Raw genomic sequence first — 22,927 nt, 5'->3', positions numbered from 1 at the left:
GGGCCGCTGGGTGGTCATCCCGTCGCCTGAACGAGGCCTATCACTTTGAGCCGGGCCCGCAAGCTTGCGCTGTCCCCTCGCGTTGGCCTGTGGGTTGCGGGCCCGGCTCAAAGTGATGTGACGGCCTCAGGCGACGGGATGACCACCCAGCTCCTTGACTAGGGGAGCCACCTGATTCCAGCGGTAACCCAGACCTGGTATCACTGATGATAACTTCGCTAGTATCAGTGTGAACACTTCGAGAGAGGGTTACGTCATGATCGTCATCACCGGCGCAAGCGGGCAGCTCGGGTCGCGGATCGTCGACCGGCTGCTCGAGCGGGTTCCGGCGGCCGAGATCGGGGTCAGTGTCCGGGAGCCGAGCCGCGCCGCCGGGCTTGCCGACAGAGGCGTCCGGGTCCGGCGCGGGGACTTCGCCGATCCGGGTTCGCTCGCCGAGGCGTTCGAGGGGGCGGCGCAGGTGCTCGTCGTTTCGACGGACGAGACCGGTGAGGCCGCCGTTGCCCACCACGTCTCGGCGATCGAAGCCGCGCGCGAAGCGGGGGTGAAGCGGGTTCTCTACACCAGTCACCAGGGTGCGGCCGCCGATTCGCTGTTCGCGCCCATGGTCGACCACGCCGCGACCGAGCGCCGGCTCGAAGGGGTGCCGTTCACCGCTCTGCGCAACGGGTTCTACGCGAGCACCGTGCCGCTGCTGCTGGGTGGGGCGCTGGAGACCGGCGAGCTGGCCGCCCCGGCCGACGGGCCGGTGTCCTGGACCGCGCACGCCGACCTCGCCGAAGCCGCGGCGGTCATCCTCGCGGAGGAGGGCCGGTTCGACGGGCCGACGCCGCCGCTGACCGCGCCGGTGGCGGTGGACCTCGAGGGCGTCGCCGCCCTGCTGACCGAGTTGGCCGGGCGGCCCGTCCGGCGGGTGGTGGTTGCCGACGACGAGTGGGCGGCCGGGCTGGCCGGGCACGGGGTGCCGGCGGCGCGGGCGGAGCTGTTGCTGGGGATGTTCCGCGCGGCCCGGCGCGGCGAGTTCGCCACGACGGGGTCCGCTCTCGAAACCCTGCTCGGACGCCCGGCGACGCCGCTGCGGGCGGTGCTGGCCGAGGCGCTCCGGCGCTGAGCCCGGCGCGAGCAGGATCCACAATGGACGGCCGAGGATACAAGGGGCGTACAAGGCCGGTGTACGGATTTTGGATTGCCCACTGGCGTACTCCTCCCCATGCGAACTCCGAAAGTGATCCTGCTCGCGCTGGCCGTGGCGGCCGGCGCACTGGCGCTGCCCGGGACGGCCGGCGCCGCCTACAGCGACCCGCTGACCACGACGACCAAGCAGAACCTGGTGTGGCACGCCACGCCGGCCGCCGCGCTCACCGCGCTGGACGGCGCGCTGCCGAACGTCAGCCTCAACACCGTCGTCAACGACACCAGCTACGACATGACCGGCTGTACCGCCGCGGAAAAGGCCTCGCTGCCGAAGGCGCCGGTGGCCACCAAGGCGATGTGCTGGGACGCCGACCGCGCCGGGACGACGACGTGGAGCCCGCAGGGCATCACGACCTCCGGCGACGCGGACAACGACGGCAAGTGGGGCGACGACAAGATCATCCTGTCCGGCTGGCACGGCACCGACGCGCTCGGCCGCTACAACGACGCGCGGATCCAGGCGATCAACTACAACGACCCGGCCAAGCCGTCGTACCGGATGATGTACCTGGCCGTGCCGAACAGCACCGGCACCAGCTTCTCCGCGGCGCAGGCCCACATGGGCGGGATGGCCTGGTACGGCGACAAGATCTACGTGACGGCCGAAGGCAGCACCTCGACCGCCATCCGCGTGTTCAGCACCAAGCACATCCTGCAGATGACCGACACGACGTCGAACTCGATCGGCAAGACCTCGGGCGGGTACGCCGCCTACACCTACAAGTACGCGATGATGCAGATCGGCTACTACACCTACGCGGGCGGCACCTGCGACATGGGATCCGACACGGCGGTGCCGTGCTTCTCCTCGATGTCGCTGGACCGCAGCACCACCCCGGCCAGCGTCGTGACGACGGAGTACTTCTCCGACCAGAGCCTCCACGGCCGCCTCTACCGCTACCCGATGGGCACGGACTACCTGCTGGCGGCGTCGTCGGGCACGGTGGCCGCGACCGAGGCGGTGCGCAGTTCGGTGGGCAACATGCAGGGCGTGCTGTCCAACAACGGCAAGTGGTACGTGGCCCACAGCTCGGCGACGATCAACGGCCAGCTCTGGTCCCAGACGACGGCGAAGAGCAGCTCGGCGACCTGCGCGTCCGGGACGACGGCCTGCTGGGCGGTCCACCCGGAGGCGCTGACCTACGACTGGTCGACCGGCCTCGTGTGGTCCCAGTCCGAGTGGTCGACGGCCGACTGCACGGCGAAGAACCAGACCTGCGGCCGTGCGGTGTTCGCGGTGCCGCTGTCTTCGCTGCCTGCGTAACATTCGCCGGCCGGCCGCCCCGGGAAGTGTTCCGGGGCGGCCTTCAGGCGCCCGGGTGGCCGCACGCGTAGACGTTCGCCGAAGCCAGCGTCACGCACGCGGGACAGGTGTTGACCGGCCGGTCGCGGCGGCCGAAGTAGGGGTGGCTGGCGCCGCACAGGGCCTTGATGACGTCCCCGGGCCGTGGATCCGGGTGGCACCGGGGGCAGTAGGCGTGCGCGGCGCGTTCGACATCGGCGCTCATGCCACCCGGTTACCCACCCCCCGCCACGCCCACACGGACCGGCCGCCGGTGAAGCACCAGATCGCGATGACCGGGTCGCAGATCGCGCAGCCGAACGACGAATCGTGGGCGAACGGCAGGATCGGCTGCCCCTTGAGGTGGTGGACGACGTCCCAGCCGGTGTGCAGCAGCCAGCCGAGGCCGATGAACGTCCACGAGTCGAGCCCGCGGAAGGCGACGTAGGCCAGCACCGCGCAGAACGCGACCTCCCACGGCCCGAGCGCGCCGCCGGAGAGGTAGGCCGCGCCGGCGCCGCCCACCATCACGGCGTTGAACCGCTGCCGATGCGGCTCCGGGATCAGCGAGTTGAGCATGACGTAGGCGAGGCCGATGAGGATCGGCGCCAGGATCTCGATCACGAGGTCCGACGGTAGGAAGCTCCCGGCCGGGCGGCCAGTGGCTCGATGGTCAGGGAACGCCGGGATGTCGCCACGATTACGCGGGCACCGGCCTCATCGACGCGATCACCGGCCTCCTCCTGGCCCCGGTCACTCCCGCTTCCTGATCTTCACCCGCCCCGGACGGTCAGCTCGCGTACCCAGGCGGTCGGCTTGCGTACCCGGGCGGTCGGCTTGCGTACTTGGGCGGTCGGTTCGTCCGTGCGGATGGATCGGACCGCCGGAGTTCGTCGCGCGGTACGAACGGCGGCGGCGGAAATCCTCCTAACGTCACCTCGATCGGGCGGTGACGAGGAGGCGGCGGGTGCGGACACTCTTGCGGGGCGGCCGGGTCGTCGATCCGGGGACCGGGTTCGACGGCGTCGCCGACGTCCTCCTCTCCGGCGGCACCATCGAAGCGGTCGGGCCCGGCCTGACGGCGGAAGCCACCGAAGTCGACGTCAGCGGGCTCGTCGTCGGGCCCGGGTTCGTCGACCTGCACAGCCACGTGCACTCCGTCGCCGGGCAGCGGCTGCAGGCGATGGACGGCGTCACCACCGCGCTCGACCTCGAAGCCGGCCTGATGCCCGTCGAGCGGGCCTACGCCGAAGCCGCCGCGGCCGGGCGGCCGCTGCACTACGGCTTCTCCGCCTCCTGGGGCGCGGCGCGGGCGCAGGTGCTGGCCGGGATCGAGCCCGACGCGAACATCGACAGCGGCCTGGCCGTCCTGGGCAACCCCGCCTGGCAACGGTCCTCCACCCCCACCGAGCTGGCCGCCTGGCTGTCGCTTCTGGACACGGAGCTGGCCGCAGGTGCCCTCGGCATCGGCGTCCTCATGGGGTACGCGCCGCAGTCCGCACCCGCGGAGTTCCTGGCCGTCGCCCACCTCGCCGCGCGGGCCGGGGTGCCGACCTACACCCACGTTCGCGAGCTGGTCGAGGCCGACCCCGCGATCCCGGTCGACGGCTCGGAGGAGATCGTCGCCGCCGCGGGGGAGACGGGCGCCGCGATGCACCACTGCCACGTCAACAGCACCTCCGGCCACCACATCGACCGCGTTCTCGCCACCCTCGACGACGCTCGCCGCGCGGGCTCCCGCGTCACCGTCGAGGCCTACCCGTACGGCGCGGGCAGCACCGCGGTCGGCGCCGCCTTCATCGAGCCGGAACGCCTGCGGCTCAAGGGACTCCGGCCGTCCAGTGTGGTCATCCTCGAGACCGGGGAGCGCGTGCGCGACGAAGGCCGTCTGCGTCAGCTGCGCCGCGACGACCCGGGCGCACCATGCCTGCTGGAGTTCCTCGACGAAGGCAACCCCCGCGAACGCGCGCTGCTGCACCGGGCCCTCGCCTTTCCCGACGCCGTCGTCGCCAGTGACGCGATGCCCGTGTCCTGGCCGGACGGCCGCAGCGAAAGCACCGAGTGGCCGCTGCCACCCGGCGGCCGGACGCACCCGCGCACCGCCGGTACCTTCGCCAAGACCCTGCGCCTGATGGTCCGCGAAACGCACGCCTGGAGCTGGCTCGAGGCGTTCCGCCGCTGCTCGTACCTGCCGTCACGGCTCCTCGACGACGTCGCGCCCGCCGCCCGCGGCAAGGGCCACCTCGGTGCCGGAGCGGACGCCGACATCGTCGTCCTCGACCCGGATCGCCTCACCGACACCGCCACCTACGCCGATCCCACCCGGCCCTCCCAGGGCGTCCGGCACCTCTACGTCTCCGGAGTTCCCGTGGTCAGCGACGGAACTCTGAACACCGAAGCGCTGCCCGGCAAGCCGCTGCGGGGTGAGCCGCGGTGATCGACGACATCGAGAGACTCGTCCGGTGCGAGTCGCCTTCGGCCGACCACGAAGCCGTCGCGCGCAGCGCCGAGGTCGTCGCCGGGATCGGCGGCCGCCTGCTCGGCGCCGAGCCCGAACGGATCGTCACCGACGGCTGCACGCACCTGCGCTGGCGGTTCGGCGACGGCGAGCCGCGGGTCCTGCTGCTCGGCCACCACGACACCGTGTGGCCGCTGGGATCCCTGCGCACGCACCCCTGCGAAGTCCGCGACGGGATCCTGCGCGGACCCGGCTGCTTCGACATGAAGGCCGGGGTCGTGATGGCCCTGCACGCCGCCGCCGCGCTGCCTGACCGCGACGGGCTTTCGATCCTCATCACCGGTGACGAGGAAATCGGCTCGCCGCTGTCCCGCCCCTTGATCGAAGCGGAAGCCAAGAGCTGCGACGCGGTGTTCGTGCTCGAAGCCTCGGCCGACGGCGGCGCGCTGAAGACGGGCCGCAAAGGCGTTTCCCTGTACCGCGTCGAGGTCGAAGGCCGCGCCGCGCACGCCGGGCTCGAGCCGGAAAAGGGCGTCAACGCGGGGATCGAGGTCGCCCACCAGATCCTCGCGATCGCCGCGCTCGCTGACGCGGACCGGGGCACCACCGTCGTGCCGACCGCGCTGACGGCCGGGACCACGACGAACACCGTGCCGGCCAAGGCGAGCGTCGCCGTCGACGTGCGGGTGTGGGACGCGGCCGAACAAGAGCGCGTCGACCGCGCCATCAGAAGCCTCGCGCCGGTGCACGAAGAGGTCACGATCCGCATCGTCGGCGGCATCAACCGCCCACCGCTGGACGCGGGAGCGTCTTCGGAGCTGTTCGTGCTCGCGAACGAACTCGCGGCCGGGACCCTCACCGAGGCCGCGGTCGGCGGTGCCTCGGACGGCAACTTCACGGCGGGGCTGGGCATTCCGACGCTCGACGGCCTCGGCGCGGTCGGCGGGGGAGCGCACGCCGACGACGAACACGTCGTCGTGGCCGAGCTACCCCGGCGGACCGCGCTGCTCGCCGCGCTCACCGAAACCGTGCTGGCGCGCCGGACTTCGTCCGGTCCGACGAACACCCCCCGAGAATCCCGTGCGGGACAACGGTGACCGGCGGCGAGCGTCCGGAAAGGATGGTGGACGTGACAGAAGTCGTGACGAACACCGCCCCGCCGCTGCGGGACGAGGCCACCGCCGCCGCGGCCCGCGCCGCCCTCGCTTCGGGCGTCCGGATCCGGACCCTGGCCGAGGTCGCCGACCTGGCCGCGGTGTCCCGGCTCTTCGAGTCGATCTGGCGCCCCGCCCCGGGAAATCCCCTGGTCACCGCCGAACTGCTGCGGGCCATGGTGTCGGCGGGCAACTACGTCGCCGGCGCGTTCGACGGCCCCGAGCTGCTCGGCGCCTGCTTCGGGTTCTTCGGCGAACCCGCGAAGGGAGGACTGCACAGCCACATCGCCGGCGTCGCGACGGCCGGGCACGGCCGCGGCATCGGCTTCGCGCTCAAGCTGCACCAGCGGGCGTGGGCGCTGCGCCAGGGCGTCGGGGTCATCTCCTGGACGTTCGACCCGCTGGTGCGCCGCAACGCCCACTTCAACCTGACCAAGCTCGCCGCCCGCCCGGCGCACTACCTGCCGGACTTCTACGGCCCGATGCACGACGGCATCAACGGCGCCGGTGACACCGACCGCCTGATGGTCGCCTGGGACCTGGCGAGCCCGCCCGTGCGGACGGCCGCCGCCGGACGGCCGGACCGGGTCGACGCGGAGGCGCTGCGGGCCGGGGGAGCGGCGGTCGCGCTGTCGGCAGGCCCGGACGCCGGTCCGGTGACCGGCTCCGCGGACGCGCCGGTGGTGCTGGTCGCCGTCCCGCCGGACATCGAGGCGCTCCGGCGCACCGACCCGGACCAGGGCCGGGCGTGGCGGGTCGCGCTGCGGGAGGTGCTCGGCGGCCTGCTCGCCGAAGGCGCCTCGGTCACCGGATTCGACCGGGCCGGCTGGTACGTGCTCACCAAGGAGTCGCGATGAAACTCACCGGTGTCGAAGTCCTCCGCGTGCGGATGCCCCTGGTGGCCCCGTTCCGGACGTCGTTCGGGACGCAGGCCGACCGCGAACTGCTGGTCCTGCGGGCGGTGACGACCGAAGGCGAAGGCTGGGGTGAGTGCGGGGCGATGGCCGGCCCGCTCTACTCCTCGGAGTACACCGACGGCGTCGAGCACGTCCTGCGGGCCTTCCTCGTGCCCGCGCTGCTGGCCGCCGGGGACCTCACGGCGAACAAGGTCGCGCCGCTGCTGGCGAAGTTCAAGGGCCACCGGATGGCCAAGGCCGCGCTGGAGATGGCCGTGCTCGACGCCGAGCTGCGCGCGCACGGCCTCTCCTTCGGCACCGCCCTGGGGTCCACAAAGGACTCCGTGCCGTGCGGGGTCTCCGTCGGGATCATGGATTCGATCCCGCAGCTGCTGACCGTGGTCGGCGGCTACCTCGCCGCCGGGTACCTGCGCATCAAGCTGAAGATCGAGCCCGGCTGGGACGTCGAGCCGGTGCGGGCGGTCCGCGAGCACTTCGGTGACGACGTCCTGCTGCAGGTCGACGCGAACACCGCGTACACGCTCTCGGACGTCCCGCAGCTGCAACGGCTCGACCCGTTCGGGCTGCTGCTGATCGAGCAGCCCCTGGAGGAGGAGGACGTGCTCGGCCACGCCGAGCTCGCCAAGCACCTCCGGACGCCGATCTGCCTCGACGAAACCGTCGTGTCGGCGCGGTCGGCCGCCGACGCGATCCGGCTCGGCGCCTGCCGGATCGTCAACATCAAGCCCAGCCGGGTCGGCGGCTACCTGGAGGCGCGGCGCGTGCACGACGTCTGTGCCGCGCACGGCATTCCGGTCTGGTGCGGCGGGATGCTCGAAACCGGGCTGGGCCGGGCCGCCAACGTCGCGCTCGCGTCGCTGCCCGGGTTCACCCTGCCCGGCGACACGTCGGCGTCGGACCGGTTCTACCGCACCGACATCACCGAGCCGTTCGTGCTCGAAGCCGGCCGGCTGCCGGTGCCGTCCGGGCCCGGCCTCGGCGTCACCCCGATCCCCGAGCGGCTGGCCGAGGTGACCACCGCGAAGTCCTGGCTCGCCTAGCGAAACGAGAGGTCCCCATGTCGAAACTCCCCGAGCTCTCCGCCTGGCTGCAGACCCGGCTCCCCGCCCTGCTGGCCGAGCACCACGTGCCCGGCGCGGCCGTCGCCGTGTACGCCGGCGGCGAGATCGCCGACCACGCCGCCGGGGTGCTCAACACCGGCACCGGCGTCGAAGCCGACGCCGACTCGCTGTTCCAGATCGGCTCGATCACCAAGGTCTGGACGACGACGCTGGCCATGCAGCTCGTCGACGACGGCGTGCTCGACCTCGGCCAGCCGGTCCGGAAGTACCTGCCGGAGTTCGTGCTCGGCGACGAGGACGCGGCCGCCCGGATCACCGTCCGGCAGCTGATGTGCCACACCGCCGGCTTCGAAGGCGACATCTTCACCGACACCGGCCGCGGCGCCGACTGCATCGAGAAGTACGTCGCCACGCTCGGCGACGTGCCCCAGCTGTTCCCGCCGGGCGAGATGTTCTCCTACAACAACGCGGCCTTCTGCGTGCTTGGACGGCTCGTGGAGGTGCTGCGCGGCAAGACCTACGACGAATGCCTGCAGGACCACCTGTTCACGCCGCTCGGCCTGACGCACGCGGCGCCGAGCCCGTACGAGGCGATCCGGTTCCGCGCCGCGCTCGGGCACCTGACGGCCGAGCCCGGCACCGACCCGGAACCCGCGGGCACCTGGGCGCTGGCGCCGTCCAACGCCCCGGCCGGCTCGATGCTCGCGATGCGCCCGCGTGACCTCGTCACGTTCGCGGCGATGCACCTGCGGGACGGCGAAGGCCCCGACGGCACCCGCGTCCTCAGCGCGGACAGCGCCCGCGCCATGCGGGAACGCCTGGTGGAGCTGCCCGACCTCGGTCTCTTCGGCGACGCGTGGGGGCTCGGCTGGTCGCTGTTCGACGCCTCCGGCGGCACGGTGATCGGCCACGACGGCGGCACCCTCGGCCAGTCCGCGTTCCTGCGCGTGGCCCCCGAACACGGCGTCGCGGTGGCCCTGCTGACCAACGGCGGCGACACAATCGCCGTGTACAGCGAGGTCGTCCGGCACGTCCTGCGCGAGCTGACCGGCATCGAGCTCCCGGTGCCGCCGGTGCCCGACCCCAAGGCGCCGCGGTTCGACGCCTCGCGGTACGTCGGCGAGTACTCGTCGTCGGTGGCGGACATCGTGGTCAGCCAGGACGACGACGGCCGGGTCTGGGTCGAGCGCGTCCCGAAGGGCATCTTCGCGGAGCTGGCCAAGCCGGAAAAGACCGAGCTGGTCGCGCTGAACGGCGACACGCTGATCCTGGCCGAGCCGATGCAGGGCATGTACGTGCCGCACGCCTTCGTCGGCGACGACGGCACCGGCCGCGCGCTGTACCTGCACACCGGCCGCGCCGATCGGCGGGTCGACGCGTGAGCGCGGTCGAGGCGGCGATCGCCGAGGTCTTCGCCCAGGCGGGCGCGCGCGGGTTCCTGCACGCCCGGGAGGTCGGCGGCGGGCCGGAGGTGGCCGTCGGCGCGGACGACCCGGTGGTGCTGGCGTCGGTGTTCAAGATCCCGGTCGCCGTCGCCTACGCCCGCGAAGTGGCGGCGGGACGGCTGGACGAGACCGCCCGGACCCGCGTCGGACGGCGCTACCGCATCGGCGGCATCGGCACCGCGGGCTGCGCCGACGACGTCGAAATGAGCTGGCGCGACCTCGCGCTGTTCATGCTGACCATGAGCGACAACGCCGCCACCGACGTCGTCTACCACCGGATCGGGCAGCAGGCCGTCGACCGCCTCCTGGCCGACCTCGGCCTGCGCCGCACCCGGCTGATCGGCTGCTGCGAGGACCTGTTCGCCTCCGTGCTCGCCGACGTCGGGGCGCCCGAAGACGCCGACATCGGCGCCGTGTTCGCCGGCCTGACCCCCGAGCAGACGGGGAAGCTCGCGGTGCTGGACCCCGAGCGCACGTCGTCGTCGACCCCCCGCGAGATCACCGAGCTGCTCGACGCGGTGTGGACCGACCGCGCCGGCGACCCGGCGGCGTGCGAGCGCGTCCGGTCGATGATGGCCCGGCAGATCTGGCCGCACCGCCTGTCGTCCGGGTTCCCTTCGGACGTCGGTGTCGCGGCCAAGACCGGCACTTTGCCGTCGGTCCGCAACGAAGCCGGTGTCGTGTCCGGTCCGGACGGCCGCCGCTTCGCCGTCGCGGTCTTCACCCGCGCGAACTCCCTGGCCGAACGGCAACCCGCCATCGACGCGGCGATCGGCAAGGCCGGCCGCCTCGCCGTGGACCACCTGCGGAAGGAAAACCCATGACCCAGACACGGACCGCGGTGGTCGTGGCCGGTGCACTCGCCCTCGTGGCCACCGCCTGCGGGGGCCCGGGCGGTGCCGGCGCGTCCGGTGGCACCCTGGCCGACGGCAAGACGTTCACCCTCGGGATCGCCTCCGACCCGGGCAACCTCGACCCGCACATGTCGGTGCTTTCGGTGACCGCCCAGGTCGACCGGTTCCTCTACGACTCCCTGCTCGAACTCGGCCCCGACGGCAAGCCGCTGCCCGCGCTCGCGGAGAAGTGGGACGCCACGAACACGACAGCGTCGTTCACCCTGCGGCCCGGCATCACCTGCGCGGACGGCAGCCCGCTGACCGCCGCCGACGTCGCCGGGAACATCGGGTTCGTCGGCGACCCCGCCAACAAGTCGCCCTTCGCCGGCCTCACCATCGCGCCCGGCACCAAGGCCACGGCCGACGAAGCCACCCGCACGATCACCGTCACCAGCGGCGCGCCCGACGCGTTCCTGCTCCGCAACGTCGGCAGCCTGCCGATCGTCTGCGGCAAGGGCCTGGCCGACCGGAAGCTGCTGGCCACCGGAGGCAGCGGCACCGGCATGTTCGCCGTCACCGAGGTCGTGCCGAACGACCACTACACGTTCACCCGCCGCAAGGACTACACGTGGGGACCGGGGGACTGGAAAGCGCAGCAGCCGGGCCTGCCGGACAAGGTCGTCGCCCGGGTCATCCCGAACACCTCGACGGTGACGAACCTGCTGCTGTCCGGCGAGGTGAACGCGAGCCAGATCAACGGGCCGGACCGCCAGCGCCTGGAAGCGCGCAAGCTCTTCCACGCCGACTTCCTCGCCCCGCTCGGGGAGATCTTCTACAACCAGGCCGCCGGGCGCCCCGGCCAGGACGAGGCCGTGCGCCGCGCGCTGACCCAGGCCCTCGACCTGGCCCAGCTCGGCAAGGTGCTGACCAACGGCACCGGGAAGCCGTCGCAGAGCCTGGTCACCGCCGAGCCGAGAGCGTGCTCGGGCGACACCGTCACCGGCCACCTGCCGAATCACGACCCGGCGGCCGCCGCGTCCGCTTTGGACGGTGCCGGCTGGAAGGCGGGCGCGGACGGCGTGCGCATCAAGGGCGGCAAGCGCCTGGCGCTCACCGTCCTCTACGGCACCCAGCTCGGCCCGACGATGGCGCCCACCGCCGAACTGGCCCAGCAGACGTGGAAGTCGCTCGGTGCCGAGGTCACGCTCAAGGCCGTCGACAGCCCCGGGCTGTCCCAGGTGCTGTTCGGCACCGGCGAGTGGGAGGTCTCGCTCGGGCCGCTCGGCCTCACCCTGCCCAGCCAGCTGGTGCCGTTCGCGTCCGGCCCGGCGGCGCCGGAGGGGACCAACTTCGGGCACATCGCCAACCCCGAGTACGAGCAGAACGTGAAGCAGGCGGCCGCGATGGCCGGTGCGGCCAGCTGCCCCGCCTGGCAGGCTGCGGAGACCGCGTTGGTCAAGCACGTCGACGTCGTTCCCTACATCGACTCCGTCGTGCCGTACTACGCGAGCGGTTCGCGGTTCGAGGTCAGCCAGGGCAGCGTCACGCCGTCGTCGATCCGGATGTACGCGCGATGACCACGGTGGCCGCGGCACCCGCGCGGCTGCGCGGCGGCGGATGGCCGGCGTTCGCCGCACGGCGGCTGACCCGGTTCGCCGTCTCGCTGTGGGCGCTGGTCACGGCGGCCTTCCTGATGATCCACCTGGTCCCGGGCGACCCCGTGCGGGCCGCGCTCGGGATGACCGCCCCGGCCGAACTGGTCCGGGCGAAGCGGGTCGAGCTCGGCCTCGACGACCCGCTGTGGGTGCAGTACGGGCACTACCTGCGCGGCCTGGTCACCGGCGACTTCGGAACGTCGATGACGAGCGGCCAGCCGGTCACGCAGGTGATAGGCGACCGGCTGCCGGCCACCCTCCAGCTGGCGATCCTGGCTTTCGCGGTCGTGGTGGCCGTCGCGATCCCGGTCGGCGTGGTCTTCGCGGTGCTGACCCGCGGCGGCCGGCGCCGGGGCGGCGAGCTGGCCTTCACGTCGGTGAGCGTCTTCCTCGGGGCCATCCCGGAGTTCCTGGTGGCGGTCGCGCTGGTGGCGCTGTTCGCGGTCGGCCTCGGCTGGTTCCCGGTGGCCGGCGGCGACGACGCGAGCGCGTACGTGCTGCCGGTCGCGGCCCTCGCGGCCGGGCCGTCGGCGGTGCTCGCGCGGATGCTCCGGATCGAGCTCCTCGCGGTGCTCGGCGCCGACTTCGTCCGCACCGCGCGGGCGAAGCGGCTGCCCGCCCGGCTGGTCTACCTCCGGCACGCGCTGCCGAACGCGCTGACCGCGACGCTGACCCTGGGCGGCCTGATGCTGACCGGGCTGGTCGCGGGCACGGTCCTGGTCGAGAACGTGTTCGCCTGGCCCGGCCTCGGCTCGACGATCGTCCAGTCGATCCTGCAGAAGGACTACCCGCTGGTGCAGGGGATCGTGCTGGTCTACGGCGTCGGCGTGCTGCTGGTGAACCTGCTCGTCGACGTCGCGCTCGGGCTGCTCGACCCGCGCTCGGCCATCCGGGAGGCGTGAGATGACCCGACGTGGCTCCCGGTGGACGGCGGCCGTGCGCACGCCGGTGGGTGCGTGTTCGGCGGTGCTGCTGGCCCTGGTCGTCGTCCTGTCGGTGCTGGCTCCGCTGCTGTGGGGCGACGGCGCGGCCGCGATCGACACCGACGCGATCGGCCAGGGACCGTCCGGGGCACACCCGTTCGGCACCGACTCCCTCGGCCGGGACCTGCTGCTGCGCACCCTGGTGGCGACCCGGCTCTCGGTCGGCCTCGCCGTGCTGGCCACCGCGATCGGAGCCGGTACCGGCGTCGTCCTCGGGACGCTGCCGTCCGTGCTGCCCCGGTGGGCGGCCCGGCTGCTCACGGCGGTCGTCGACATCGCGGTGGCGTTCCCCGGGCTGCTGCTGGCCCTGTTCCTCGCGGTGATCTTCGGCGTCGGCACGCAGGGCGCGGTGCTGGCGATCGGCTTCGCGACGGCGCCGGCGTTCGCGCGGCTCGTGCAGACGCTCTCGGCGTCGGTCAGCGGCCGCGACTACGTGGCCGCGGCCCGGATCGCCGGCGTCGGCCGGATCCGGCTGCTGGCGCGGCACGTGCTGCCGAACATCGGCGAGCCGCTCATCGTGAACGCGACCATCGGTGCGGGCTCGGCCCTGCTCGCCTTCGCAGGACTGTCGTTCCTCGGCATCGGCGTGCAGGCGCCGGACTACGACTGGGGACGGCTGCTGCGCGAAGGCCTGGACGGCATCTACGTCAACCCGGCCGCCGCGCTCGCCCCCGCCGCGGCCGTGGTGCTCGCCGGACTGGCGTTCAACCTGGTCGGCGAGACGGTCGCCGCGGTGGTCGGCGTCCGGACCCGCGTGACCCGGCGCGGGGCACCCCCGCGCCCGGCCGCGCGGGCGGCGCTTCCCGAGCCGCCCGCGGACGCCGTGCTCGTGGTGGACAACCTGCGGGTGGCGTTCCCGGCACCGGCCGGCTGGACGGTTCCCGTGCGGGGCGTCAGTTTCCACGTCCGTGCCGGCGAAGCGGTCGGCGTGGTCGGCGAATCCGGTTCCGGGAAGAGCCTGACCGCGCTGGCCGTGTCCCGGCTGGTCGAGGCCCCCGGCGTGGTCACCGCCGACCGGCTCGAGTTCGACGGCAAGCCGCTGGACACCGCATCGGACCGGCAGCTCGGCACGGCACTGGCCATGGTGTTCCAGGACCCGATGACGTCGTTCAACCCGGCCCGCCGCGTGGGCGGCCAGCTCGCGGAGGTGTCCGAGCAGCACCACGGCCTGTCGCGGCGCCGGGCGTTCGCCCGCGCGGTGGACCGGCTGGCCGCGGTGCGCGTCCCCGCCGCCGAGCGGCGCGCCCGGCAGTACCCGCACGAGTTCTCCGGCGGCATGCGGCAGCGGGCGATGATCGGCATGGGCCTGATGGGCCGTCCGAAGCTGATCGTCGCCGACGAGCCGACGACCGCGCTCGACGTCACCGTGCAGCGGCAGGTGCTGCGCCTGCTCGCGCGCACGCGGGAGACCGAAGGCGCGGCGATCCTGCTGATCAGCCACGACATCGCGGTCGTGGCCCAGACGTGCGAACGGATGCTGGTGATGTACGCCGGCCGGATCGTCGAAGACCTGCCGACCGGGAGCCCGGCGCAGCACCCGTACACGCGGGCGCTGCTGGCCACGACGGTCGACCTCGAAACCGACCGCGACCGGCCCCTCGAGGTGATCCCCGGCCGCCCGCCGGAACCCGGTCAGGTCCCCGAAGGCTGCGCGTTCGCCGCCCGCTGCCCGCTCGTGTCGGACCGCTGCCGCACCGAGGACCCGGTGCTCGAAGCCACGGATCGCCCCGGCCACCGGGTCGCCTGCTGGCACCCCCAGGTCCGTGTCCTTTCCGGACAGTCGCAGGAGGAGGGTGCCGCGTGAGTGCACTGCGGTTCGACGGCGTCAGCGTCCGCTACGGGAAGCTGACCGCGGTCGACGGCGTCAGCCTGACCGTCCCTTCCGGACAGGTCGTCGGCCTGGTCGGCGAGTCCGGCTCGGGCAAGTCGACCCTCGCCAGGGCGGCCGCCGGACTGGCGCCGGTCAGCGCGGGACGGGTGCTGCTCGACGGCGTCGACGTGCGCCGGCTGCCGCGGCGGCGCCCGCTGCAGATGGTGTTCCAGGACCCGTATTCGTCGCTGGACCCGCGGATGGCGATCGGGGAGTCGATCGCCGAGGCGATGCCCCGCCGCGCCGGGCGCCGGGCCGAGGTGGCCCGGCTGCTCGAACTGGTGAACCTCGATCCCGATCGGGCGGATCTGCTGCCCGGACAGCTCTCGGGCGGGCAGCGGCAGCGCGTCGCGCTCGCCCGGGCACTGGCCGGGCAGCCGAAGGTGCTGGTCGCCGACGAGATCACCTCGGCCCTCGACGTCTCGGTGCAGGGCGCCGTGCTCAACCTGGTCCGGGACGTGCAGCGGCGGCTCGCCCTGTCGATGCTGTTCATCTCGCACAACCTCGCCGTGGTGCGGTACGTCAGCGACGTCGTCGCGGTGATGTACCTCGGCCGGATCGTCGAGGCCGGCCCCGCCGAGCAGGTCCTCACCGATCCGAAGCACCCCTACACGCGGGATCTGCTGGCCGCCGCGCCCTCGGCGCACGGCACCCTGCTCGACGAGACCGGCCTCGACGCGCTCGCCGACACCGAACCCGCCGACCCGCACCACCCGCCGTCCGGCTGCCGCTACCACCCGCGCTGCCCGATCGGCCCGCTCGTGCACCCCGACCGCACCGTCTGCGTCACCGCCGACCCGGCCGGCGAGGCCGCGGACCGGCCCCACTCCGCTGCGTGCCACTTCGCCGCAAGCCATCCCACGAGGAGATCCGCATGACCCGACGTCCCGGCATCGACGACCTCCCGGCCTTCGCGTTCCCCGAGCAGCCGGCGATTTCCCCCGACGGCGGCCGGATCGCGTACGTGCTGCGCACCGCCGACCGCGACAAAGACGAGGACACCCGTTCGCTCTGGCTGGTCGGCACCGGCGGCGGCGAGGCGCGCCGGCTCACCCGCGGCCCGGCCGACGTCGCGCCGGCGTGGTCGCCGGACGGCACGCGCCTGGCGTTCCTGCGCGCCCAGGACGGCCCGGCGCAGCTGTGGCTGCTCCCGGCGGACGGCGGCGAACCCGAACAGGTCACCGGCCTGCCGCTCGGCGCGGGCAGCCCGGTCTGGCGGCCGGACGGCGCCGAGATCGCCTTCGCCGCCCCCGTCGACCTCGCCGCCGACGAGGGGGAGGACGACACCGCCCGGGCCCGCCGCGCCGGCGCCCCCGTGGTCGCCGACCGGCTCGACTTCAAGGCCGACGGCGCCGGGCTGCTGCGGAGCGTGCGCAAGCACGTCCACGTCCTCGACGTCGCCACCGGCGAGATCCGGCAGGTGACGTCGGGGGACTGGCACGCCGGCGACCCCGCGTGGTCGCCCGACGGCTCGCTTCTCGCCTTCCCGGCGGGCCCCGACGCCGACGCCGACCTGACGTTCCGCTCCGGCGCGTACGTCGTCGAGCCCGGCGGAGAGCCCCGCCTGATCGGCTCCGGTGACGGCATGTGCGGCACGGTCACCTGGAGCGCCGACGGCACCGCGCTGCTGGCCGTCGGCCGCCGCGACACCGCACCGGGGCACCTCGGGCTGCTGCGGATTCCCCTGGACGGCGGCGAAACCACCGACCTGGCCGCGCCACTGGACCGCAACGTCATGCCGGGGGCGCCCGGCTACCCCGGCGCGCTTCCGCAGCTCGCGGGCGACACCCTGCTGTTCTGCGCGCGCGACCGCGGCTACACCCACCTCTACGCCGTCGATCCCGAAGGGGGCGAGCCGCGGCTCGTCGTCGGCAGCACCGGGACCGCCGTGGCGGCGATGTCCGTCGCCGGGAACACCGCGGCGATCGTGCTGGCCACGCCGACGTCCTACGGCGAGATCGCGACGGTCGACCTCCCCGGGGGCGAGATCGAGGTCCGCACCGCGCACGGACCCGCCGACCTCGAGCCGTTCGTCCCCGAGGAGCGCGAGTTCACCGTTTCCGACGGCACGGTGGTGGCCGGGTGGCTGCTGCGCGATCCCGGCCGCTCCGGCCCGCTCCCGCTGCTGCTGGACATCCACGGCGGCCCGCACAACGCCTGGAACGGCACCGCCGACGCCACCCACCTCGACCACCAGGAACTCGTCGCGCGCGGCTGGGCGGTGCTGCTGCTCAACCCGCGCGGCAGCGACGGCTACGGCGAAGCGTTCTACACCGCGGCGCTCGGCGCCTGGGGGGTGGCCGACGCCCGGGACTTCCTCGAGCCGCTGGACACCCTCGTCGCCGAGGGCGTGGCCGACGCGCGGCGGCTCGCCGTGGCCGGCTACAGCTACGGCGGCTTCATGACCTGCTACCTCACCAGCCGCGACGATCGCTTCGCCGCGGCGGTCGCGGGCGGGGTCGTCAGCGACGTCGTCAGCATGGCCGGCACGTCCGACAGCGGCCACTACCTCGGTGTCGCCGAACTCGGCGCGATCCCGTCGGAGAACCGGGGGCACTACGCGGCGCTTTCCCCGCTGTCCCAGGTGGAAAAGGTGCGGACGCCGACCCTGGTGGTCCAGGGCGCCGCCGACGAGCGGTGCCCGGCCGGGCAGGCCGAGCAGTGGTTCACCGCGCTGCGCGAGCAGGGCGTCCCGACCCGCCTGGTGCTCTACCCGGGCGCGTCCCACCTGTTCATCCTCGACGGGAAACCGTCGCACCGGCAGGACTTCAACCGGCGCATCGTGGACTGGGTCTCGCAGCACGCGGGCGAGCCGGGCCGGCCGGCGCGGGTGCCGCTCGACGCCGCGCACTGGCGGCGGCGCCTGGCCGCGCTCGCGCGCAAGCACCGCGTTCCCGGGGCGGCACTGGGCATCCGGCTCGGCGAGGACCAGGTGCTCGCGAGCCACGGCGTGCTGAACACCGCGACGAGGGTCGAGGTCACCGACGACTCGGTGTTCCAGATCGGCTCGATCACCAAGGTCTGGACGGCCACGGTGGCCATGCAGCTGGTCGACGAGGGCCTGCTGAAGCTGGACGCGCCGGTCGCGGACGTGCTGCCCGAGCTGCGGCTGGCCGACCCCGACGTCACCAAACAGGTGACACTGCGGCACCTGCTCACCCACACGAGTGGCATCGACGGCGACGTCTTCACCGACACCGGCCGCGGCGACGACTGCATCGAGAAGTTCGTCGGCCTCCTCGGCGACGTCGCCCAGAATCACCCGCTCGGGGCGACGCTGTCCTACTGCAACGCCGGGTTCGTGCTGATCGGCCGGGTGATCGAGCAGCTCACCGGGCAGACGTGGGACGCGGCCCTGCGCGAGCGGCTGTTCACCCCGCTGGGGCTCACCCGCACGGGGACGTTGCCGGAGGAGGCCTTGCTGCACCGCGCCGCGATGGGCCACGTCGCGGCCGGCGACGGCGAGCCGCAGCCCGCTCCGGCGTGGGGCCTGCCGCGCTCGGTGGGCCCGGCCGGGCTGATCACCGCGTCGGCGGAGGACGTTCTCGCGTTCGCGCGGATGCACCTGGCCGGCGGCGGCGAGGTGCTGTCGGAGGCCTCGGCGACGGCGATGACCGAGTGGCAGGCGGACATGCCGGACAAGCACACGCTGGGCGACTCGTGGGGCCTGGGCTGGATCCGCTTCGACTGGGACGGCCACCGCGTCATCGGCCACGACGGCAACACGATCGGGCAGTCGGCGTTCCTGCGGCTGCTGCCCGCCCACGGTCTGGCCGTCACGCTGCTCACCAACGGCGGCAACACGCGTGACCTGTACGAAGAGCTGTACCGCGAAATCTTCGCTTCGCTGGCCGGGGTGGCCATGCCGCGCCCGGTCTCACCCGCCGCCGAGCCGCCGTCCGTGGACTTCACCGAGTACCTCGGGGTCTACGAGCGCGCGTCGATGCGGATCGAGGTCTTCGAAGGGGACGCGGGCCTGCGGATGCGCCAGACGATCACCGGCCCGATCGCCGAGCTGGTCCCGGAACCGACGACGGAACACGACCTGATCCCGATGGGGGACTCGCAGTTCGTCTTCCGCGAGCCGGGTGCGAAGTCCTGGATCTCGGCGACGTTCTACACGTTGCCCTCGGGGGAGCGGTACCTGCACAGCGGCGTCCGCGCCACCCCGAAGGTGGGGTAGCCGCGCCGGACCCCCGCTTCCGCTCGCAGGCCTGCCCCCGGCCTTCGCCGAGCGGAAGCGGGACCTTCCTCAGTGGTGTGAAGCCGGTTGCGGGGCCGGCCCGCGCCGGATCAGCCAGCTGCCCGCGAAGGCGAGCAGCCCGATGATCCCGGCGAGGATGAACGCTGCTCGCAGGCCCGAAGCGTCCGGGCTGGCCGCCGTCGTGTCGTGGCTGGCCAGCGTGGCCACGCTGACGAACACCGCGGTGCCGAGCGCGCCCGCCACCTGCTGCAGCGTCGAGAGGATCGCGCTGCCGTGCGAGTACAGGTGTTCGGGCAGCACACCGAGCGACTCGGTGAACAGCGGCGTCATCATCAGCCCCAGCCCGGCCATCATCAGCACGTGGATCCCGATCACCGCGATCAGCGGCGAACCCGGCCCCAGCGCCGCGAACAGCCACAGCGAAGCGGCCGTCGCCGCCGCACCGGGGATGACCAGCGGACGCCCGCCGACCTTGTCGAACAGCGCGCCCACCGGGCGGCCCAGCAGGCCCAGCACCAGCCCGCCGGGCAGCACGGCCAGCCCGCTGACGAACGTGCTCGTGTGCAGCACCGTCTGCAGGTACAGCGGCAGCATGATCGCCGCGGCGCCGATCAGGCACATGAACAGCAACGCGGTCAGCACCAGTGCCACGACGAAACTGCGGTGGGTGAACGGCCGCAGGTCGAGCAGGGCGCGGTCCCGGCGCTGCAGCCGCAGCTGGCGCCAGGTGAACACCACCAGCGCGGCGACCCCGACGACGATCGGCACCCACGCCGGCACCAGCGGCTCCGCCCCGGCCTGCTCCCCGCTCGCGGACAGGCCGTACAGCATCCCGCCGAACCCGATCGCGGACAGCAGCACCGACGGCACGTCCAGCGGCACCCGGCGGCGTTCGCCGTCGATGCGCAGCAGCAGCCCCCCGATCACCAGCGCGGCGACCGCCAGCGGCAGCACGATCCAGAACATCCACCGCCAGCCGAGCGACAGCACCGCGCCGCCGATGGTCGGCCCGACCGCCGGTGCGACGGCGATGACGATCGTGATCGTCCCCATCGTCGCGCCGCGCCGCTCCGGCGGCACCAGCCGCATCACCGTCGTCATCAGCAGCGGCAGCATCACCGCCGTGCCGCACGCCTGCACCACGCGCCCGGCCATCAGCAGCCCGAACCCGGGCGCCAGCGCGCTCAGCAGCGTGCCCAGGCTGAACGCCGACAGCGAGAACAGGAACACCTGCCGCGCCGAGAACCGCTCCAGCAGGAACCCGGTCGTGGGAATGACGACGGCCATCGTCAGCAGGAACCCGCTGGTCAGCCACTGTACGGTGGTCGTCGGCACCCGCAGGTCGACGGTCAGGTCGCGCAGCCCGACACTCAGGATCGTCTCGTTGAGGATCATCACGAACGCGGAAAGCACGAGAACCCCGATGAGGAGTCCCGAGCGCGCCGGAGCGCGGTTCACGTCGGCGGGCGGGGTGGACACGGTGTCGGTCACTAGGGAACCCTCTTCGTTGCAGGCGTCTGGACGGCGTTTGTGGTAGGAACCAGGTGGCAGCCGGGGTGACGGCCTGTTTCGGTCGCCCCTTGTGGGCTTCGATGACGCTGCCGCCCCCGGCTTCCCCGGAACCGCTGATCGATGACAAAGGGACGCGCCGAAGAGCGCCGGTTAGTGACCGCTCGACCGTCGGTTCCCTCGTCTCCGCTTGGCGCCTGCCTGTCGTGTCGAACAGGAAGGTGACCACGTTGTCGCTGAATGACGCACCATTCTTCGTCGGGATCGACTGGGCCGTGGCCGAACACGCGGTGTGCGTGCTGGACCGCTCCGGCCGTCATCGGGGTGGGACTCTCCTGGTCGGCCGGGACGCCCGCGGCGAACACGGACGTCCTTCGCAGTGTGCCCGTTTCGGGCCGCTCCTGTCAGGCAGTTTTCCGTACACCGGACCCCCTGCGAAGCCGCGCGAGGCGTCCGATATGCTTCCGCCAGTACGAAGTTCCGCAGCGCGCGATTAGCTCAGCGGGAGAGCGCTTCCCTGACACGGAAGAGGTCACTGGTTCAATCCCAGTATCGCGCACCACGAGTCCACCCCCGGATTTCGTGGAAGTTCGTACCACGGGCGATTAGCTCAGGGGGAGAGCGCTTCGTTCACACCGAAGAGGTCACTGGTTCGATCCCAGTATCGCCCACTCGATCGCGGGAGAGCCTTGCTTGCGGAATGCGCAAGCAAGGCTCTCTTCGTTGTGTCCTGTGGGGGCCGAGCCCCCACACCCCCGCCGGGGGCACGCCCCCGGACCCCCGCGTGGGGTTGCGTTTCGTTCGGGGGTGCGGCTCTTGGTCCACTTCGGACTTTTCTACAGCAGGCGGCGTTGGATCGCGTCCGCGGTGATCGTGTGGACCGTTTTCGCCAGCTCTTCGGTGTCGGGGAGGGTTTCGCGGGGGCGGCCTGCGAAGAGCAGGTGGGCCGAACCGATCAGGGACAGGGCGAGAGAGTCCACGTCGGCGTCGGCGGCTATGCGGCCCTGTTCGCGCTCGGCTGACAAGTAGGCCGCCAGCATCTCGCGTGCCTCCACCAGGAGCGGCAGGCCGTTCCCGCGGTGGCGCAAGCGGGTGCGGAGCTCGTCGCGGAAGAAGATCAAGCTCGACAGGGCCACCGTGACCGGGTCGAACAGCTCGGTGAGGGCGTCGACGAGGTTTTCCGCGACCGTCCGGGTCCCCGCCGCCGCGTGGAGGAGAGCCGCCTGGTCCGCGAGGCGCGCGATCCGGTCGCGGACCAGCTCGGCCAGGAAGTCGTCGAAGTCGGCGAAGTGCCGGTGCAGGACGCCCTTCGCGACGTCGGCCTCCGTGGTCACCGCCCGGCTGGTCAGCGCGTTCGGGCCATCGCGCAGGAGCACCCGCTCGGCCGCGTCGAACAGCTGCTTGCGCACGTCGCGCAGGTGAACCCCGGTCGGCATGGTGCCCATTCTCCGTTACGCCCGCCGCGAACGCTGGGGCGGTTGCCCTAGTGGGCGAGCGCCCATTAAAGTGGGCGCATGCCCACTCAACCTCATGAAGCACGCGCGATGGCGGAATCCTTCGGGGTGGACGCCGAACGCTACGACCGGGCGCGGCCGGAGTACCCGCGCGAGCTGGTGGACCGGATCGTCGCCGCGAGTCCCGGACCCGACGTCCTGGACGTCGGCTGCGGTACCGGGATTGAGGCCCGGCAGTTCCGGGCGGCCGGCTGCCGCGTGCTCGGCGTGGATCCCGACGCGCGGATGGCGGCTTTCGCGCGTCGCGGCGGAATCGACGTCGAGGTGGCGGAGTTCGAGGACTGGGGCCCGGGTGCGCGGACGTTCGACGCGGTCGTCGCCGGCCAGGCTTGGCACTGGGTGGACCCGGTGGCGGGACCGGCCAAGGCGGCGCGGGTTCTGCGGCCGGGAGGGCTGCTCGCCGTGTTCGCGCACGTGTTCCAGCCGCCCGCCGTGGTGGCGGAGGCCTTTGCGGCGGCTTGCCGCCGCGTGCTGCCCGGCTCGCCGTTCACCGGGGAAACGCGGCCCGCGGCGCAGATCTACGACGTGATGTTCGGCGGGTTCGCCGACGCGATCGCCAAGGCGGATGGCCTCGGTAGTCCGGACCGCTGGAGCGTCGAGTGGGAGCGGACGTACACGCGCGACGAGTGGCTCGACTTCCTGCCGACCACGGGTGGACTGACCCGGCTGCCGCCGGACGCCCTGGCCGAGGTGCTGTCCGAGGTGGGCGAGGCTATCGACGGGCTCGGGGGGAGCTTCGTGCTGCCTTACACGACCTTGGCGGTGGTCGCGGCGAAGGCTTGACAAAAAAAATTGTCGGGGAGACGATGGGTAACACCACGAGCGACCCCGACTTTGTTCGGCGA

General features: G+C 72.8%; 18 protein-coding genes and 2 tRNA genes. 16 read left to right on the top strand and 4 right to left on the bottom strand.

Annotated elements, in window-relative coordinates; all coding sequences use genetic code 11:
* Window positions 1-256 precede the first annotated feature (256 nt).
* Together IE317_RS33605 and IE317_RS33600 are read left to right on the top strand one after the other, a co-directional pair.
* Window positions 257-1,111 carry an NmrA family NAD(P)-binding protein gene (locus tag IE317_RS33605; protein ID WP_191315395.1) on the top strand — a complete coding sequence of 285 codons (855 nt, stop codon included), beginning with the start codon at window positions 257-259 and terminating at the stop codon, window positions 1,109-1,111.
* A gap of 99 nt (window positions 1,112-1,210) precedes the next feature.
* Window positions 1,211-2,458 (top strand): hypothetical protein, encoded by a 1,248-nt coding sequence (locus tag IE317_RS33600; RefSeq protein ID WP_229903047.1) that lies wholly within the window; start codon window positions 1,211-1,213, stop codon window positions 2,456-2,458.
* A gap of 43 nt (window positions 2,459-2,501) precedes the next feature.
* Here the strand turns inward: IE317_RS33600 and IE317_RS33595 are convergent, their stop codons facing one another.
* Complete coding sequence (locus tag IE317_RS33595; RefSeq protein ID WP_191315394.1) at window positions 2,502-2,702, bottom strand: hypothetical protein; 201 nt, start codon at window positions 2,700-2,702, stop codon at window positions 2,502-2,504.
* Window positions 2,699-3,100 carry a DUF6010 family protein gene (locus tag IE317_RS33590; protein ID WP_229903046.1) on the bottom strand — a complete coding sequence of 134 codons (402 nt, stop codon included), beginning with the start codon at window positions 3,098-3,100 and terminating at the stop codon, window positions 2,699-2,701. Before IE317_RS33590 ends, IE317_RS33595 begins: the two co-directional genes overlap by 4 nt.
* 325 nt (window positions 3,101-3,425) lie before the next feature.
* Between IE317_RS33590 and IE317_RS33585 the strand changes: the two genes are divergently transcribed.
* The 11 genes from IE317_RS33585 to IE317_RS33535 are packed head-to-tail and all read left to right on the top strand — an operon-like array spanning window position 3,426 to window position 19,038.
* Window positions 3,426-4,913 (top strand): amidohydrolase family protein, encoded by a 1,488-nt coding sequence (locus IE317_RS33585; RefSeq protein WP_191315393.1) that lies wholly within the window; start codon window positions 3,426-3,428, stop codon window positions 4,911-4,913.
* Window positions 4,910-6,031, top strand: coding sequence for a M20 family metallopeptidase (locus IE317_RS33580; RefSeq protein WP_191315392.1), 1,122 nt, complete (start codon window positions 4,910-4,912; stop codon window positions 6,029-6,031). Before IE317_RS33585 ends, IE317_RS33580 begins: the two co-directional genes overlap by 4 nt.
* A 23-nt stretch (window positions 6,032-6,054) precedes the next feature.
* Window positions 6,055-6,945, top strand: a complete 891-nt coding sequence (locus tag IE317_RS33575; RefSeq protein ID WP_191315391.1) for a GNAT family N-acetyltransferase — start codon at window positions 6,055-6,057, stop codon at window positions 6,943-6,945.
* Complete coding sequence (menC, locus tag IE317_RS33570) at window positions 6,942-8,045, top strand: o-succinylbenzoate synthase (protein WP_191315390.1); 1,104 nt, start codon at window positions 6,942-6,944, stop codon at window positions 8,043-8,045. The genes IE317_RS33575 and menC overlap by 4 nt, the downstream gene beginning before the upstream one ends.
* A 17-nt stretch (window positions 8,046-8,062) precedes the next feature.
* On the top strand, window positions 8,063-9,448 hold the full coding sequence (locus IE317_RS33565; protein ID WP_191315389.1) for a serine hydrolase domain-containing protein: 1,386 nt from the start codon (window positions 8,063-8,065) through the stop codon (window positions 9,446-9,448).
* Window positions 9,445-10,335 carry a serine hydrolase gene (locus IE317_RS33560; RefSeq protein WP_191315388.1) on the top strand — a complete coding sequence of 297 codons (891 nt, stop codon included), beginning with the start codon at window positions 9,445-9,447 and terminating at the stop codon, window positions 10,333-10,335. Before IE317_RS33565 ends, IE317_RS33560 begins: the two co-directional genes overlap by 4 nt.
* Window positions 10,332-11,924 (top strand): ABC transporter substrate-binding protein, encoded by a 1,593-nt coding sequence (locus tag IE317_RS33555; RefSeq protein WP_191315387.1) that lies wholly within the window; start codon window positions 10,332-10,334, stop codon window positions 11,922-11,924. Before IE317_RS33560 ends, IE317_RS33555 begins: the two co-directional genes overlap by 4 nt.
* Window positions 11,921-12,904, top strand: a complete 984-nt coding sequence (locus IE317_RS33550) for an ABC transporter permease (protein ID WP_191315386.1) — start codon at window positions 11,921-11,923, stop codon at window positions 12,902-12,904. The genes IE317_RS33555 and IE317_RS33550 overlap by 4 nt, the downstream gene beginning before the upstream one ends.
* A 1-nt stretch (window position 12,905) precedes the next feature.
* Window positions 12,906-14,789, top strand: coding sequence for a dipeptide/oligopeptide/nickel ABC transporter permease/ATP-binding protein (locus tag IE317_RS33545; protein WP_191315385.1), 1,884 nt, complete (start codon window positions 12,906-12,908; stop codon window positions 14,787-14,789).
* A complete protein-coding gene (locus IE317_RS33540; RefSeq protein ID WP_191315384.1) occupies window positions 14,786-15,733 on the top strand; it encodes an ABC transporter ATP-binding protein in 948 nt (315 codons plus the stop codon). Before IE317_RS33545 ends, IE317_RS33540 begins: the two co-directional genes overlap by 4 nt.
* Window positions 15,730-19,038 (top strand): serine hydrolase, encoded by a 3,309-nt coding sequence (locus tag IE317_RS33535; protein WP_191315383.1) that lies wholly within the window; start codon window positions 15,730-15,732, stop codon window positions 19,036-19,038. Before IE317_RS33540 ends, IE317_RS33535 begins: the two co-directional genes overlap by 4 nt.
* A 69-nt stretch (window positions 19,039-19,107) precedes the next feature.
* On the opposite strand, the gene IE317_RS33530 is transcribed toward IE317_RS33535, so the two are convergent.
* Window positions 19,108-20,550, bottom strand: coding sequence for a DHA2 family efflux MFS transporter permease subunit (locus IE317_RS33530; protein ID WP_191315382.1), 1,443 nt, complete (start codon window positions 20,548-20,550; stop codon window positions 19,108-19,110).
* A gap of 505 nt (window positions 20,551-21,055) precedes the next feature.
* Between IE317_RS33530 and IE317_RS33525 the strand changes: the two genes are divergently transcribed.
* Together IE317_RS33525 and IE317_RS33520 are read left to right on the top strand one after the other, a co-directional pair.
* Window positions 21,056-21,130, top strand: a tRNA-Val gene (locus IE317_RS33525).
* A gap of 37 nt (window positions 21,131-21,167) precedes the next feature.
* Window positions 21,168-21,239 (top strand) — tRNA-Val (locus IE317_RS33520).
* 165 nt (window positions 21,240-21,404) lie between these two features.
* On the opposite strand, the gene IE317_RS33515 is transcribed toward IE317_RS33520, so the two are convergent.
* A complete protein-coding gene (locus IE317_RS33515; RefSeq protein WP_191315381.1) occupies window positions 21,405-22,004 on the bottom strand; it encodes a TetR/AcrR family transcriptional regulator in 600 nt (199 codons plus the stop codon).
* 108 nt (window positions 22,005-22,112) lie between these two features.
* Here IE317_RS33515 and IE317_RS33510 point away from each other — a divergent pair, with 108 nt between their 5' ends.
* Window positions 22,113-22,865 (top strand): class I SAM-dependent methyltransferase, encoded by a 753-nt coding sequence (locus IE317_RS33510; protein ID WP_191315400.1) that lies wholly within the window; start codon window positions 22,113-22,115, stop codon window positions 22,863-22,865.
* The last annotated feature ends 62 nt before the right edge of the window (window positions 22,866-22,927 follow it).

The organism is Amycolatopsis bullii (assembly GCF_014654205.1).
GTDB lineage: Bacteria > Actinomycetota > Actinomycetes > Mycobacteriales > Pseudonocardiaceae > Amycolatopsis > Amycolatopsis plumensis.
Note: the sequence above shows the minus strand (reverse complement) of the source record. Positions and strands in the feature narration are given on the sequence as shown.

Coding starts and splice junctions, on each gene's coding strand:
- menC (WP_191315390.1), top strand. CDS start 6,942: ATGAAACTCACCGGTGTCGAAGTCCTCCGCGTGCGGATGCCCCTGGTG.
- IE317_RS33595 (WP_191315394.1), bottom strand. CDS start 2,702: ATGAGCGCCGATGTCGAACGCGCCGCGCACGCCTACTGCCCCCGGTGC.
- IE317_RS33510 (WP_191315400.1), top strand. CDS start 22,113: ATGGCGGAATCCTTCGGGGTGGACGCCGAACGCTACGACCGGGCGCGG.
- IE317_RS33550 (WP_191315386.1), top strand. CDS start 11,921: ATGACCACGGTGGCCGCGGCACCCGCGCGGCTGCGCGGCGGCGGATGG.
- IE317_RS33575 (WP_191315391.1), top strand. CDS start 6,055: ATGGTGGACGTGACAGAAGTCGTGACGAACACCGCCCCGCCGCTGCGG.
- IE317_RS33605 (WP_191315395.1), top strand. CDS start 257: ATGATCGTCATCACCGGCGCAAGCGGGCAGCTCGGGTCGCGGATCGTC.
- IE317_RS33515 (WP_191315381.1), bottom strand. CDS start 22,004: ATGCCGACCGGGGTTCACCTGCGCGACGTGCGCAAGCAGCTGTTCGAC.
- IE317_RS33565 (WP_191315389.1), top strand. CDS start 8,063: ATGTCGAAACTCCCCGAGCTCTCCGCCTGGCTGCAGACCCGGCTCCCC.
- IE317_RS33545 (WP_191315385.1), top strand. CDS start 12,906: ATGACCCGACGTGGCTCCCGGTGGACGGCGGCCGTGCGCACGCCGGTG.
- IE317_RS33555 (WP_191315387.1), top strand. CDS start 10,332: ATGACCCAGACACGGACCGCGGTGGTCGTGGCCGGTGCACTCGCCCTC.
- IE317_RS33600 (WP_229903047.1), top strand. CDS start 1,211: ATGCGAACTCCGAAAGTGATCCTGCTCGCGCTGGCCGTGGCGGCCGGC.
- IE317_RS33535 (WP_191315383.1), top strand. CDS start 15,730: ATGACCCGACGTCCCGGCATCGACGACCTCCCGGCCTTCGCGTTCCCC.